This window comes from Jiangella aurantiaca (genome assembly GCF_004349105.1).
In the GTDB taxonomy this organism is placed as follows: domain Bacteria; phylum Actinomycetota; class Actinomycetes; order Jiangellales; family Jiangellaceae; genus Jiangella; species Jiangella aurantiaca.
Genome location: NZ_SMLB01000021.1, coordinates 1 through 14,310, shown reverse-complemented (window position 1 = coordinate 14,310; position 14,310 = coordinate 1). Strand labels below are relative to the sequence as shown.

16 protein-coding genes are annotated in these 14,310 nt (G+C 73.3%); 13 read left to right on the top strand and 3 right to left on the bottom strand.

Translation table 11 applies throughout. From position 1 onward, the window contains the following. Positions 1–67 precede the first annotated feature (67 nt). The 4 genes from E1262_RS16050 to E1262_RS16035 all read left to right on the top strand — a co-directional run bounded on the left by E1262_RS16050 (position 68) and on the right by E1262_RS16035 (position 4,118). Entirely contained in the window at positions 68–655 is a 588-nt protein-coding gene (locus E1262_RS16050; RefSeq protein ID WP_132104154.1) for a TetR/AcrR family transcriptional regulator, read from the top strand. A 177-nt stretch (positions 656–832) separates the two neighbouring features. Continuing rightward, positions 833–2,494 carry a serine hydrolase domain-containing protein gene (locus E1262_RS16045; protein WP_162605938.1) on the top strand — a complete coding sequence of 554 codons (1,662 nt, stop codon included), beginning with the start codon at positions 833–835 and terminating at the stop codon, positions 2,492–2,494. Between the two features lie 2 nt (positions 2,495–2,496). Continuing rightward, positions 2,497–3,168, top strand: a complete 672-nt coding sequence (locus E1262_RS16040) for a winged helix-turn-helix domain-containing protein (RefSeq protein ID WP_203453923.1) — start codon at positions 2,497–2,499, stop codon at positions 3,166–3,168. After that, positions 3,165–4,118, top strand: coding sequence for a sensor histidine kinase (locus tag E1262_RS16035; RefSeq protein ID WP_132104152.1), 954 nt, complete (start codon positions 3,165–3,167; stop codon positions 4,116–4,118). The genes E1262_RS16040 and E1262_RS16035 overlap by 4 nt, the downstream gene beginning before the upstream one ends. A 116-nt stretch (positions 4,119–4,234) precedes the next feature. Here E1262_RS16035 and E1262_RS16030 read toward each other — a convergent pair whose 3' ends face one another. Continuing rightward, complete coding sequence (locus E1262_RS16030; protein WP_132104151.1) at positions 4,235–5,188, bottom strand: helix-turn-helix transcriptional regulator; 954 nt, start codon at positions 5,186–5,188, stop codon at positions 4,235–4,237. Between the two features lie 95 nt (positions 5,189–5,283). Here E1262_RS16030 and E1262_RS16025 point away from each other — a divergent pair, with 95 nt between their 5' ends. The 9 genes from E1262_RS16025 to E1262_RS15985 all read left to right on the top strand — a co-directional run bounded on the left by E1262_RS16025 (position 5,284) and on the right by E1262_RS15985 (position 13,085). Beyond that, positions 5,284–5,721, top strand: coding sequence for a VOC family protein (locus E1262_RS16025; RefSeq protein WP_132104150.1), 438 nt, complete (start codon positions 5,284–5,286; stop codon positions 5,719–5,721). Then, complete coding sequence (locus tag E1262_RS16020) at positions 5,718–6,296, top strand: YdeI/OmpD-associated family protein (protein WP_132104149.1); 579 nt, start codon at positions 5,718–5,720, stop codon at positions 6,294–6,296. Before E1262_RS16025 ends, E1262_RS16020 begins: the two co-directional genes overlap by 4 nt. Before the next feature lie 142 nt (positions 6,297–6,438). Next, positions 6,439–6,840: a DUF948 domain-containing protein gene (locus E1262_RS16015; protein WP_132104148.1), complete on the top strand. Its 402-nt coding sequence runs from the start codon at positions 6,439–6,441 to the stop codon at positions 6,838–6,840. Beyond that, positions 6,840–7,142 (top strand): DUF6167 family protein, encoded by a 303-nt coding sequence (locus E1262_RS16010; RefSeq protein ID WP_203453922.1) that lies wholly within the window; start codon positions 6,840–6,842, stop codon positions 7,140–7,142. Before E1262_RS16015 ends, E1262_RS16010 begins: the two co-directional genes overlap by 1 nt. Before the next feature lie 2 nt (positions 7,143–7,144). Beyond that, positions 7,145–9,820, top strand: coding sequence for an alanine--tRNA ligase (alaS, locus tag E1262_RS16005; protein ID WP_132104147.1), 2,676 nt, complete (start codon positions 7,145–7,147; stop codon positions 9,818–9,820). Between the two features lie 59 nt (positions 9,821–9,879). After that, a complete protein-coding gene (gene ruvX, locus E1262_RS16000) occupies positions 9,880–10,341 on the top strand; it encodes a Holliday junction resolvase RuvX (protein WP_132104146.1) in 462 nt (153 codons plus the stop codon). Continuing rightward, positions 10,334–11,494, top strand: a complete 1,161-nt coding sequence (gene mltG / locus E1262_RS15995; RefSeq protein ID WP_132104145.1) for an endolytic transglycosylase MltG — start codon at positions 10,334–10,336, stop codon at positions 11,492–11,494. Before ruvX ends, mltG begins: the two co-directional genes overlap by 8 nt. Next, positions 11,491–12,321, top strand: coding sequence for a shikimate dehydrogenase (locus E1262_RS15990; protein ID WP_132104208.1), 831 nt, complete (start codon positions 11,491–11,493; stop codon positions 12,319–12,321). The genes mltG and E1262_RS15990 overlap by 4 nt, the downstream gene beginning before the upstream one ends. After that, complete coding sequence (locus E1262_RS15985) at positions 12,318–13,085, top strand: prepilin peptidase (RefSeq protein WP_132104144.1); 768 nt, start codon at positions 12,318–12,320, stop codon at positions 13,083–13,085. Before E1262_RS15990 ends, E1262_RS15985 begins: the two co-directional genes overlap by 4 nt. 108 nt (positions 13,086–13,193) lie before the next feature. Here the strand turns inward: E1262_RS15985 and E1262_RS15980 are convergent, their stop codons facing one another. Then, entirely contained in the window at positions 13,194–13,673 is a 480-nt protein-coding gene (locus tag E1262_RS15980; RefSeq protein ID WP_132104143.1) for a phosphatase domain-containing protein, read from the bottom strand. Then, on the bottom strand, positions 13,670–14,310 hold a 641-nt coding region (locus tag E1262_RS15975), incomplete at its 5' end, for a polysaccharide deacetylase family protein (protein ID WP_132104142.1). The genes E1262_RS15975 and E1262_RS15980, both read right to left, overlap by 4 nt.

Here is a 14,310-nt window from a genome sequence, read left to right as displayed (position 1 = left end):
ACGTAGGCCGTTCCTCGGAATACGTCAACACTTGTTGGCCTACACATGTTGGCCTACCCTCGTTGGCATGACCAACGGCAAGCCGCCCACACCCCTCACCCAGTCCCGCCGCTCAGACGCCACCCGGACTGCGATCCTCACCGCGGCCCGCGAGCGTTTCGCCACCGACGGATACGAGCGCGCCACCATCCGCGCGATCGCCAAGGACGCGAGCATCGACCCGTCAATGGTCATGCGCTACTTCGGCAACAAGGAGGGCGTGTTCGCGGCGGCCGTCTCCATCGATCTGAAGCTGCCGGATCTCGCCGCGCTGCCCCGGCACGCCGTCGGCGAGGCCCTCGTGACGCACTTCCTCGCGATGTGGGAGGAGAACGACGTACTCACCGCACTACTCCGGGTCGGCGTCACCAATCAGGCCGGGGCCGAGCGGATGCAGGGCGTCTTCCGAGACCAGTTGCTTCCGGTCGCCCGCCATGTGTGTCCCGACCCCGAGCAGATTCCAGCGCGGGCCGCGCTTGTCGCAATGCAGTTGCTCGGGCTGGCAGTGACCCGTTACGTCCTCCGGTTTCCGCCGGCCGTGGCGCTCAGCCGCCGGGAGGTCGTGGCGTGGCTGGCGCCCACGGTGCAGCGGTACTTGACAGCGCCGAATCCGTGACTGACACAGCGCTGCCGACGGCGCCGGCGGCACCGGTGTGCACCACGCGTTGTTGCGGACGAACTGGTCGACGTGGCTGCTGTCGGTCCCGACCACCCGATGCGCGTCACGGTCAGCCAGCCTACGCGTCGGAGCTCGTTCACACCGTGTTCGCGCCGCGGTTCCTACCGTCGCCGCATGACCAAGCTTCTGCCGGCCCTCGCCGCGGCCGCCGCTGCGCTGCTCGCCGCCTGCACGTCCGACACCGACACCCCGGCCGGCCCGAAGCCGCGCTGCGACCCGGAGCTGGACGCCGCGCTGGCTGCGTGGGCCGACGCCGGCTTCAGCGGGTCGGTCGCGCTCGCCGCCGGCGGCGAGCCGGTCTGCGAGGCGGGCTACGGGGCGGCCGACCGTGCCAGTGGCCGGCCGAACACCGCGGACACCGTCTTCGCCATCGGCTCGGTCACGAAGACGTTCACCGCCGCGGCCATCTTCGACCTGGCCGACCAAGGCCTGCTGGCGCCGGACGACCGGGTCGGCGACCTGCTGCCCGAACTGGGCGGGCCGGTCCGCGACGCCACGCTGCTGCAGCTGATGCTGCACACGAGCGGGCTGAACGGCGCGGCCGGCGCCGACCACGAGCCGCTGAGCCGGGACGACGCGCTCGCGGCGATCGGCGCGACGGAGCCGGCGTTCGCGCCCGGCACCGGCTATCTGTACACCAACGCCGGCTACACACTGCTCGCGCTGGTCGTCGAGGAGATCGCCGGGACTAGCTACCGCGAGCACGCGACGACGCGGATCCTGAGCGGCCTGCCCTCGGCCGGCTTCTGGGACGGCTCGCCGGGCGCCGTCGGCGAGCGGGCCATCGGCTACCTTGACGACGGCTCCACCGGCGAGTCCGGCGACTTCGCCGGGCCGCACTGGGCGCTGGACGGCAACGGCGGCCTGGCGATGAGCATGCCCGACCTCGCCGCCTGGACGCACGCGCTGTTCACCGGCGGCGTCGTGTCGGCGGAGTCCACCGCGGCGATCGCCGCCCCGGTGGTGGACCTCGGCGACGGAGCGGCGGAGACGCCCGGCTGGGTGGCCCGGGACGCGTCCGCGTACGGCGAGCCGTTCCTCGCTGCGGCCGGCGGGGGCGGCGACGTCGGCCACGACACGATGGTGGTGTGGATCCCGTCGGGGGAGCGGGTCATCGCGGTCGCGTCCAACGGCGGGGACGTCTCGGGGGAGGAGCTGATGGCGGCGATCGGCCCGGCGCTGGTGGCGGGCGACCCGATCCCGGCGCCGGACGCGCCGGGCGGCACCTTCGATCCCGAGGCCGCCGCGGCTATCGTCGGCGACTACCGGCTGGACACGGGAGGGACGTACCGGGTGACGCACGACGACGGGCTGCGGCTCGCCGCGCTCGGCGCCGACGCCGTCGAGGCACTGTTCCCGCCCCGCGACGAGGCCGCCGCTGACGCGGTCCGTACGCACGAGCGGGCGGTCGCGGACCTGCTCGCGGGGGAGACCGCCACGGGCCGTGAGGAGCTGGCCGCCCTGGAGGACGAGTTCGGGCCGATCGACGGCGCCGAGCCGGCCGGCACCGTCCTCGCCGAGGGCGAGCTGCGCACGTACGTCACGCTCGCGACCGGCGATGGCCCGCTGCTGTCGTGGTACGCGCTGGACGACAAGGGCGGCGTGGCCGCGGTAGAGGTCGGCGCCGAGCCGCCGGCGCTGACGCTCGTGCCGGACGGGGACGGCTTCCGGCCGGCCGACCCGGCCGGGACCGGTCCCGACGTGACGGTGACGTTCACAGGCGACGACCTGACGGTCGCCGGGCCGGACGGCGCCACGACGGCGCGGCGGAACTGACGGTGCGCATCCTGCTGGTCGAGGACGACGCCGACCTCGCCGAGGTCCTGGCCCTCGGCCTGCGCAACGAGTCCTACGCGGTCGACCACGCAGGCACCCGCGCCGAGACCGAGGAACTGCTGCTCACCACCGACTACGATGTCGTCTGCCTCGACCTCGGCCTGCCCGACGGCGACGGGCTGGACCTGCTGCACCGGCTCGGCGCCGACCCCGTACTGCGGCGGCCGCGCCGCACGCTGGTGCTGACCGCCCGCGACGCCGTCACCGACCGGGTGGCGGGCCTGGACGCCGGCGCCGATGACTACCTCGTCAAGCCGTTCCATTTCGCCGAGCTGGTGGCGCGGATCCGGGCGCTGGGCCGGCGCGCCGACGAGACCGGTGCGACGCTGCGGGTCGGCGACCTCGGCCTCGACCTCGCCGCCCACCGCGCCTGGCGTGGCGACACCGACCTGCGGCTCACCGCCCGCGAGTTCTCGCTGCTGCGCTACTTCATGCACCACCCCGGCGAGGTGCTACCGGCCGAGGAGCTGCTCGAGCACGTGTGGGACGTCAACGCCGACCCGTTCACGACGTCGGTGCGGGTGATCCTCAGCCGGCTGCGCCGCAAGCTCGGCGACCCGCCGCTGATCGACACCGTCACCGGCGTCGGCTACCGACTGCGGGCGGCGCCGTGAGCCGGGGGTGGCGGTCGCTGCGGGTGCGGCTGGCCGTCCTCGGGTTCCTGGCCATCTACCTGCCCGTGCTGCTGCTGTTCGGCGTCACCGTCGTCACCGAGTACGACACGACGACCGAGGTCGTCGACGGCGTCGAGGTCAGCAGCGGTTCGTCGGAGACGCGGTCGCCCTGGGTGATGGGGACCGTCCTGGCGCTGGCGCCGGCGGCCGCGGCGTTGGCGTGGTGGTGGGCCGGGCGGGCGGTGCGGCCCTACGAGGCGATGTACGAGCGGCTCCAGCACGCGGCCGATGCCCAGCGGCGGCTGATCGAGGAGACCAGCCACGAGCTGCGCATTCCGTTGTCCGTACTGGCGACGAACGCCGACGTGCTGCTCGCACACCCGTCGCCGACGCTCGAGGTCTACCGCGAGGGGCTGGAGCGGTCCGGACGGGCCGCCACCCGGCTGCGGGCGGTCATCGACGAGCTGCTCGTCGACGCACGCGGCCGCGCCCGCACCGTCGACCGCCGGCCGGCCGACGTCGCCGCGCTCGTGCGCGCCGTGGCCGACGACGCGCGGGTGCTGGCAGAGCGGCGCGGAGTCTCGGTGACGCTGACGACTCCGCCGCGGGCGGTGTGCGCGGTCGACGAGGCGACGGTGCGCCGCGCGGTCGCGAACCTGGTCGACAACGCCATCCGCCACGCGCCGGGCGGCTCTACGGTAGACGTCGCGGTCGAGCGGCGCGGCGCCGAGGTCGCGGTCGTCGTCACCGACCACGGGCCGGGCATCCCGGCCGCCGAGCTGGCGCACGTCTTCCAGCCGTTCTGGCGCGGCCGCAGCGACCACCACGGCACCGGGCTCGGCCTGCCGATCGCCCGGCAGATCGCGCTCGCCCACGGCGGCGACGTGACGCTGACGTCGCCCGGCCCGGACGGCGACGGCTGTGTCGCCGTGCTGACGCTGCGCTGCTGACGTCGGCCGGACCCCGCACGAGGTTGATCTTGGAGTTCTTCGGCCATCTATCGGACATTCCGGACCGTAATTGCCGAACAACTCCAAGATCAACTCGGCCAAAGGGGGTCAGCCGGTCAGTCGGCGGCGGCGAGGTAGCGCTCGGCCAGTGAGCGGAGGTGGGCGCGCAGCTCCGGCGGGTCCAGCACCTCGAACGGCACGCCGAGGCTGCCGAGGTAGCCGGCGAGGTCGTGCCAGGAGTCGCCGCCGGTCTGGAGCAGGCAGCTGCCGTCCTCCAGCTCGGTGACCAGCCCGCCCAGCGCCGTGATCTTGTCGCGCACCACCTCGATCGGCGCGTCCAGCCGGACCCGGGCCTGCTCCCGGTAGGCCTGCGACCCCACGCCGCGCAGTACGTGCGCGACGGCGTCGCCGCCGGGCGGCTCGCGCGGCGTGAAGCGCGGCCCGGTCGGCACCCGGGGGCGGATCCGGTCGGCCCGGAACGTGCGCCAGTCGTCGCGGTCGAGGTCCCAGGCCAGCAGGTACCAGCGCCGCCCGGTGAAAACGAGCTGGTGCGGCTCGACCCGGCGCACCGAGGCCGTGCCGTCGTGGCCGGCGTAGTCGAACCGCAGCTGCTCGCGTCCGTGCACGGCCGCCGCGACCGCCGTCAGCACGTCGGCGTCGACCCGCGCGCCCACGCCGGCCGCCGACGCCGTCGCCGATCGAAGCGCGTCGATGCGGTGCCGCAGCCGCGAGGGCAGCGTCCGCTCCAGCTTGGCCAGCGCGCGCAGCGACGTCTCCTCGATGCCGGTGACGGAGCCGGCGGCGGCCGCGCGCAGCCCCAGAGCCACGGCGATCGCCTCGTCGTCGTCCAGGACCAGCGGCGGCAGGGACGACCCGGCACCCAGGCGGTAGCCGCCGGCCGGGCCGGTCGTCGACTCGACCTCGTAGCCCATGATCCGCAGCCGCTCGATGTCGTTGCGGACCGTCCGCGTGGTCACGTCGAGCCGCGACGCCAGCTCCGCGCCCGACCACTCGCGCCTGACCTGCAACAACGACAGCAGCCGCAGCAGCCGCACCGATGTCTCCAACATGAGACGAAGTCTCGCACGAATTGAGGAACCGAACGTTCCACAACCACCGATAACGTCGTTCTCACCAGCAAGCACACACACAAGAGGAGAGATCGATGAGCGTCGAAATGCGCGGCTTCTGCACCCTGAACTTCTACGCCGACGACATGGCCGCCGCCCGGGCCTGGTACACCGAGGTGCTGGGCAGGGAGCCGTACTTCGAGGCCACCGACCCGCGGTCCGGCCAGGTCGGGTACTACGAGTGGCGCATCGGCGACCACCAGGACGAGTTCGGCATCATCAACGCCGCATGGCGGTCGCCGGTCGACCCGACCACGCCGGACGCCCCGGGCGGCGCCGTCATGAACTGGCACGTCGACGACCTCGACGGCACCCTGGCGAAGCTGGTCGAGCTGGGCGCCAGCGTCCACCAGCCGCGGGTGGACCGTACCGCGGGGTTCGCCAACGCCTCCGTCGTCGACCCGTTCGGCAACATCATCGGCCTCATGTACAACCCGCACTGGAAGGCCATGGCGGACGGGACGGGCGCATGAATAGCCGATCGGCCCATGTCACGAGCGAGGTGCTCGTCTTCGACGACGCGGCCGGCTGGGACGCCTGGCTGGCCGCGCACCACGACAGCGCCGACGGCGCCGTCCTGCGCATCGCGCGGAAGGGCGCGCCCGGCCTCACCATCCACGCGGCACTGGAGGTGGCGCTGTGCCACGGCTGGATCGACAGCGTCCGGCGGCGCGGCGACGATCAGCACTTCCTGCAGCGCTACTCGCCGCGGCGCAAGGGCAGCCCGTGGTCGGCCGTCAACGTCGCGCTGGTCGAGGAGCTGACGGCGGCCGGCCGGATGCGCCCCGGCGGCCTGGCCGAGGTCGCCGCCGCCAAGGCCGACGGGCGGTGGGACGCCGCGTACGCCTCGCAGGCCACCGCCACCGTCCCGGGCGACCTCAGGGCCGCACTCGACGCAGACGGAGCCGCGCGCGCCGCTTTCGACGCCCTCACGAAGAGCGGCCGGTACGCGATCCTGCTGACGCTGATGAAGGCCCGCACCCCTGCCGCGCGGGCGAAGGCGCTGGACAAAGCGTTGGCCGGGCTCCGGGCGGCTGACCTACGCTGAACGACATGGACATGGTGCCGATGCCTGGGCGAGCAGCCGCACGCCGCCCCGCAGCCGTCTCCCGGTCGTGACCGCGCCGGGTGGTCCGGCGCGGTAAGGTCAGACGCTTGAGACGACCATCCGAAGAGAGGCAGCTCCACCCATGTCCGTAGGCGAGATCGCCGGGTTGCTGGCCGCCGCCGCCCTGGTAGCGCTGGTCGGTTTCCTCGCCGTGCCGATACTCAAGCTGGGCCGCACCGTCGACGAGTTCACCCTCGTCGTGCGCGATCTGCGCCAGGAGCACGTCGCGAAGACCGCCACCACGGTCGACGAGACGAACGAGCTGCTCGCCTCGACGAATGCGCAGTTGCAGCGCATCGACGCGATCACGTCGAACGCGCAGACCGTCACCACCAACGTCGCCGCCATGTCGTCGCTGTTCGCGGCGACCCTCGGCGGCCCGCTGGTGCGCACGGCCGCGTTCACCTACGGCGTGCGCCGTGCCATCGCGTCCCGCCGCGACGGCGCGGCCGGCGGCCGGCGCCGCCGGTTCGGGAGCCGGTGATGGGCAAGCTGTTCTGGATCGCTCTCGGCGCCACCGCCGGGGTCCTCGTGGTCCGCCGGCTCACCAAGGCGGCCGAGAGCCTGACGCCGGAGGGCGCGGCCGACCGCGTCGCCGGCGGGCTGCGCACCCTCGGCGACGCCGTCCGCGAGTTCACCGACGAGGTCCGCGCCGGCATGGCCGAGCGCGACGCCGAGCTGCGCTACGCCCTGGGCATCGCGCCCGACGGCACCGGCAAGCCCGGCGTCGCCGACCCCGACGCCGTCGACGACCTGTTCCACAAGCACCCGAGAGGCACGTTCTGACCATGGAGACCGCCGAGATCCGGCGCCGGTTCCTCGACCACTTCGAGCAGAACGGGCACGCCGTCGTCCCCAGCGCCTCGCTGATCTCGCCCGACCCGTCGCTGCTGTTCACGGTGGCGGGCATGGTGCCGTTCATCCCGTACCTCACCGGGCAGCAGGCGGCGCCGTGGTCGCGCGCCACCAGCGTGCAGAAGTGCATCCGCACCGGCGACATCGAAGAGGTCGGCAAGACCACCCGCCATGGCACGTTCTTCCAGATGAACGGGAACTTCTCGTTCGGCGACTACTTCAAGGAAGGCGCCATCTCCTACGCCTGGGACCTCATCACCAAGTCCCAGTCCGACGGCGGCTACGGCTTCGGCGAGGACAAGATCTGGGTCACCGTCTTCCACGACGACGACGAGGCGGCCGAGCTGTGGAAGAAGGTCGCCGGGCTGCCCGACGAGCGCATCCAGCGCCGCGGCCTGCTCGACAACTACTGGCACACGGGCCAGCCCGGCCCCGGCGGCCCGTGCAGCGAGATCTACGTCGACCGCGGTTCCGAGCACGGCCCCGACGGCGGCCCGGTCGTCGACGAGGACCGCTTCCTCGAGATCTGGAACCTGGTCTTCATGCAGGAGCAGATCACCGACGTCAAGGCGAAGGACGACTTCGTCGTCGTCGGCGACCTGCCGTCGAAGAACATCGACACCGGCATGGGCCTTGAGCGCGTCGCGTACCTCCTGCAGGGCGTCGACAACATGTACGAGATCGACCAGGTCCGCCCGACGCTGCAGCGAGCGGCCGACCTCTCCGGCCGGCGGTACGGCGCGAACCACGACGACGACGTCCGTATGCGGGTGGTCTCCGACCATGTCCGCAGCTCGCTGATGCTGATCGGCGACGGCGTCACGCCGTCCAACGAGGGCCGCGGCTACGTGCTGCGCCGGCTGCTGCGCCGGTCGGTCCGGGCGATGCGGCTGCTGGGCGTCGACGACACGACGATGCCTGAGCTGCTGCCGGTCGCGAAGGACTGCATGAAGGCGGCGTACCCAGGGCTGGAGACCGACTTCGCCCGCATCTCGTCCATCGCGTACGCGGAGGAGGAGGCGTTCCGGCGCACGCTTCAGACCGGCACGCAGATCTTCGACCTCGCGGCCGACGAGGCCAAATCGGCCGCGCTGACTGTGCTTTCCGGAGACACCGCGTTCAAGCTGCACGACACCTACGGCTTCCCGATCGACCTCACCCTCGAGATGGCGGGCGAGCAGGGGCTGAAGGTCGACGAGGCGCACTTCCGCCGGCTGATGACCGAGCAGCGCGAGCGGGCCAAGGCCGACGCGAAGGCGAAGAAGACCGGCCGGGCCGACCTGAGCGCCTACCGGCAGCTGCGCGACGCCGGCCCGACGCCGTTCACCGGCTACGAAGAGCTGGAGACGGAGAGCCGGGTCCGCGGCCTGCTGCTCGACGGCGTCGCCGTCCCGGGCGCGAGCGAGGGCGAGACCATCGAGGTCGTGCTGGACCGTACCCCGTTCTACGCGGAGTCCGGCGGCCAGGACAGCGACGCCGGCGTCATCGCGGGCGACGGCTTCGAGCTCGAGGTGCTCGACGTCCAGCGGCCGGTCAAGGGCCTCATCGTGCACCAGGTACGGGTGCTCAAGGGCGAGGTGATCAGCGGCCAGGACGTCCTCGCCAAGGTCGACCGCGAGTGGCGGGTCGGCGCCTGCCAGGCGCACTCCGGCACGCACATCGTGCACGCCGCGCTGCGCCAGGTGCTCGGCCCGCAGGCCCTGCAGAGCGGGTCGTACAACAAGCCCGGCTACCTGCGGCTGGACTTCGCGTGGGGGCAGGCGCTGGGCGCGCAGACCCGCAGCGAGGTCGAGGAGGTCGCCAATCTCGCCGTCCGCCGCGACCACCCGGTCTCGGCCACGTACATGCCGCTCGAGCGGGCCCGCGAGATCGGCGCGTTGGCGCTGTTCGGCGAGACGTACGACGAGCAGGTGCGCGTCGTCGAGATGGGCGGCGCGTGGTCGCGCGAGCTGTGCGGCGGCACGCACGTCCAGCACTCGTCCCAGGTCGGGCTCATCACGCTGACGGGGGAGAGCTCGGTCGGCGCCGGGTCCCGCCGGGTCGAGGCGTTCGTCGGCATCGAGGGCTTCCGGTACCTCGCCAAGGAGCGCACGCTGGTCAGCCAGCTGGCCGACCTGCTCAAGGTGCAGCCCGACCAGCTGCCCGAGCGGGTCGAGCGGCTGGTCGCGCAGGTGCGCGACGCGGAGAAGGAGCTGGCCAAGGCCCGCTCCTCGCAGCTCGGCGCCCGCGCGGCGGAGCTGGCGGCGTCGGCGCGCGACGTCTACGGCGTATCGTTCGTCGCCCACGCCGCCCCCGACGGCACGGCCGCCGACGAGCTGCGCTCGCTGGCGCTGGACGTCCGCGGCCGGCTCGGCGGCGAGCGGCCCGCGGTGGTCGCCGTGGCCGGTGCCGGCGACAGTGGGCGGCCCAGCGTCGTCGTCGCCGTCAACGAGCCGGGCCGCGAGTGGGGCGTCAAGGCCGGGGCGCTGGTCCGGGTGGCCGCCCAGACGCTCGGGGGCGGCGGTGGTGGCAAGGACGACGTCGCGCAGGGTGGCGGCACCGACGCCGGCAAGATCGCCGAGGCGTTGACGCAGGTCGAACACGCTATCGGCCAGGCCGTGACGCGCTAGTGCCAAGGCCGACCGCGAGGTCCCAGGCAGCGGCGAGTCCCACGAGGGAAAGGAAACCAGTGCGGCGCGGCGTCAGACTGGGGGTCGACGTCGGGACGGTCCGGATCGGGGTCGCCTCGTGTGATCGCGACGGGCTGATCGCCACGCCGGTCGAGACGGTCCGCCGCGGGAAGGGCGACCTGCGGCGGATCCGCGAGCTGGTCGACGAGTACGAGGCGATCGAGATCGTGCTCGGATTACCGCGTAGTCTCGACGGCAAGGAACATGCGGCGGCCGCGCACGCGCGGGCCTTTGGTGCGGATTTGGTCCGATATGTGGCACCATGCCCGGTGCGTATGGTTGACGAACGGTTGAGTACGACTGTCGCCGCGCGCGGGATGCGAGCCAGCGGTGTCTCGTCGCGCGCGGGACGACCGGCGGTCGACCAGGCCGCGGCGATGGTGATCCTGCAAGATGCGCTGGACGCCGAACGTACGACCGGCGAGCCGCCTGGAGAGGTGCTGACGGTAACCGATGAGTGACCTGTACACGTCGGACACGTCGGAGGAGGAGATCGTCCGTCCCCGGCGTCAGCGGCGCCGCCGCCGCAAGCGCAGCCGGTTCGGCTCGTTCGTGGCGGTCCTGGCCTCACTCGCCGTCATCGGCGCGGTGCTGGGCGGCGTCTACTACGGCGGCAGCGCGGTGCTCAACAGCGTCGACGGCCTGTTCGGCGAGCCCGAGGACTACCCGGGGCCGGGCACGGGCGAGGTCCCCGTCACCATCGAGGAGGGCGCGACGCTGCGGGCCATGGGTGCCACGCTGGTCGAGGCCGGCGTCGTCGCCAGCCAGGACGCCTTCATCGCCGCCGCCGACCAGAACCCCGACGCGCGCTCCATCCAGCCGGGCAACTACGTGCTGCGCAGCGAGATGAGCGCCGCCGACGCCGTCGCCGCCCTGGTCGCGGGCGAAGGCGGCGAGCGGGTCTCGCTGCCCGAAGGCCTGCGCGTCGAGCAGACCCTCGAGCGGCTGGCGGAAGCCTCCGGGTTCTCCGCCGAGGAGCTGCAGGCAGCCGTCGACGCCGCGACGCTGCCCGAGTACGCCGAGGGCGAGCCCGAGGGCTTCCTCTTCCCGGCGTCCTACGATCTCGGCGGCGACGTCACGGCGCAGTCGCTGGTCGACGGCATGGTGGCCCGGTTCGAGCAGGCCGCGACCGACGTCGACCTGGTCGGCCGCGCCGACGCGCTCGGCTACACCCCGCGCGAGATCGTCACCGTCGCCAGCATCGTGCAGCGCGAGGTGCGCCGCGAGGAGGACATGCCCCGGGTCGCCGAGGTCATCTACAACCGGCTCAGCGGCGCCTGCGCGGCGAACGGCGTGCCCGAGCAGCGGCTGCAGATGGACTCCACCGTCCATTACGCGTTCAACGACTACTCCACCGTCTACACGACCCAGGAGCAGCGTCAGAGCGACTCGCCGTACAACACCTACCGAGTGTCCGGCCTGCCGCCGGGCCCCATCGCGTCGCCCGGCGAGGCGGCGCTGGGGGCCGCGCTCAACCCGTCCAGCGACGGCAGCTGCTACTTCGTCGCGGTCAACCTGGAGACCGGCGAGACGGCGTTCGCCGTCACCGAGGCGGACCACCGGGCCAACCGGGAGATCTTGGACGCCTACTGCCGGGAGAGCGACCTGTGCTGACCCGCTGCGCGGTGCTCGGGTCGCCGATCGCGCACTCGCTGTCGCCGGTGATCCACCGCGCCGCGTATGGCCACCTCGGGCTGGACTGGGAGTACACCGCCCACGAGGTGAGTGAGGGGGAGCTGCCCGGGTTCCTCGCCGAGCTGGGGCCGGAGTGGCGCGGCCTCTCGCTGACCATGCCGCTGAAGCGGGTGGCGCTCGACCTCGCGACGACGGCCTCCGACGTGGCGGCGACCGTGGGAGCGGCGAACACCCTTGTGCGCCGCGACGACGGCGGCTGGGATGCCGACAACACGGACGTGCCCGGGGTCGTGGCGACGCTGCGCGAGGCCGGTTCCGACGTGACGGGGCCGGTCTGCCTGTGGGGCGGCGGCGCGACGGCGGCGAGCGTGCTGGCGGCGCTGGCGTTCCTGGAGAGCGGCCCAGTGCACGTGCACGTCCGATCCGCCGCGCGCGCTGGGTCGGCGCTGGCCGTGGCGGCCGCGCTCGGTCACCCGGCGGAACCGGCGCCCTGGGCGGTGCTGCCCGCCTGCGCCGACGCCGGGGTGACGGTGTCGACCGCGCCGTCGGGCGCGCTGGACGAGCTCGCGCCCACGCTGGTCGCCGGCATCGAGGACGCCGCCGGCCGGGTGCTGTTCGACGTCGTCTACGACCCGTGGCCCACGCCGGTCGCCGCCGCGTGGCGGGCGGCCGGGGGCGCGGTGGCCAGCGGACTGGACCTGCTGGCCCACCAGGCCGTCGGCCAGCTGCGCCTGATGACCGGCGCCGATGTGCCGGTGGACCTGCTGCGCTCGGCGGCGCTCGCGGCAAGGGGCGCCCACGCGTGACCCTGGTGCTCGTGCTGGCCGCGGCCGGGCTGCTCGCCGGCGCACTGCTGCCGCAGCTGATCGCCCGGATCCCGGACCGTCCGCCGGTCGCCGTCCTGTCGGAGCCTGAGCCGGTCTCACCGGAGGCGGAGCCGGTCTCGCCGGAGGCGGAGCCGGTCTCGCCGGAGTGGGTGGAGGGCGGCCGGCCGCCGACGCCGATCCCGTACCGCGAACTGGCCGCCGCGCCCCGGCTCGCCGCCTGGCTGGCGGCCGCGACGGCGGCCGTCTGGGCGCTGCTGGCGCTCGCCCGCGACGGCGCGGCCGGCGCGCCGGAGGACCTCCCGGCGTACCTCGTGGTCGGCCTGCTCGGCGTCGCCATGGCCTACGTCGACCTGCGCACGCAGCTGCTGCCGGACTGGCTGACGCTGACGGCGTTCGGCGCGGCCGGGGCGTGGCTCACGGTCGCCGCCGCCCTCACCGGCGACTGGGGCGCCTACGGACGGGCCTGGGCGGCGGCCGGCGCTTGTCTGGCGTTCTACCTGCTGCTGGCGCTGCTCCGGCCGGCCGACCTGGGGCTCGGCGACGTGAAGCTGTCGGCGTCGCTGGGACTGCTGCTCGGCTGGGCCGGCTGGACGACGGTCGCGTCCGGCGTGTTCCTGGCGTTCCTGGCCGGCGGCCTGATCGGCATCGTGCTGCTGGCGGTGGGGCGGGCGGGCCGGCGGACGAGCCTGCCGTTCGGCCCGCCGATGCTGATCGGGACTCTGGCCGCTCTGCTCCTGGCATGACCTGCTGCCGCCGGCCGCGTTGATCTTGGAGTTCTTCGCCCATCTATCGGACATTCCGGGCGGCAACTGCCGAACAACTCCAAGATCAACGCGGGGCAAGGCGGGCCTTCAGGTGCGGCCCTCGGCCTCCTGGGCGCTGAACAGCGTCGGGTCGGGGCGGCTCCACTCGACCTCGTAGACGGTGAAGCCGGCCGCGCGGGCGGCGGCGCAGACGGCGGGGTCGTCGTCGACCAGCATGGCGACCTCACGGTGGGCCGACAGCCGCCGCAGGACGCCGACCTTGAACAGCCGCGCCGGCCGGCGGTCGTCGTCGGGGCGGAGCATGATCGTGCCGGCCGGCGCGCCGTGACCCGTCAGCCAGGTCCGGGTGACGGCGCGGGTGCGCTCCGGCCGGCCGCTGAGGTAGACGACGTCGTGCTCGTGCGCCAGCAGCGTGACCAGCTCGAGGCCCTCGGCGTACGGCGTGTCGTCGCCCATCGCGCCGAAGAAGCCGGCCCAGTCCTTCGGCCGCCGGCGCAGGTGGTGCAGGCGATGCTGGACGTCGGCGAGGACGCCGTCGATGTCGACGACGGCGACGGGGCGGGTCATGGGTCTCCAGGCAGGACGTAACGGTAACCGGCGGCGTCGAGGCCGGTGAGGATCTGGTCGAGGGCCGCGACCGTCTGCGAGCGATCGCCGCCGCCGTCGTGCAGCAGTATGACCGAGCCCGGCTCCAGCCCGCCCAGGACGTCCTGCACGATCGACTCCGTTCCGGGCCGCGACCAGTCCCGGGGGTCGAGGGTCCAGTCGAGCGGCTCCAGGCCGTGGTCGCCGAGGACGGTCTCGACCTGCGGCTGCACGAACGTGGCGGGCTGCCGGAACCAGCGCACCTCGGTGTCGCCGCCGACGGCGTCGTCGAGGGCCTCGTCGGTCTCGGTGATCTGCCGCTCGATCTCCTCGCGGGTGCGCTCGGACAGCTTCTCGTCATGGGTGTCGGTGTGGTTGCACAGCGCGTGCCCGGCGTCGACGACCTGGCGGACGATCTCGGGGTGCTCGCGGGCGCGCTGGCCGACCATGCAGAAGACGGCGATCGCGTCGTGCTCCTCGAGCAGCTCCAGCACCTGCGGCGTGTAGACGGGGTGCGGGCCGTCGTCGAAGGTCAGCGTGACGGTGTAGTCCTCGGCCACGCCGCCGGTGTCCGGGTTCGTCTCGCCGTCACTGTCACCGTCCTGTCTCTTAGTCATAT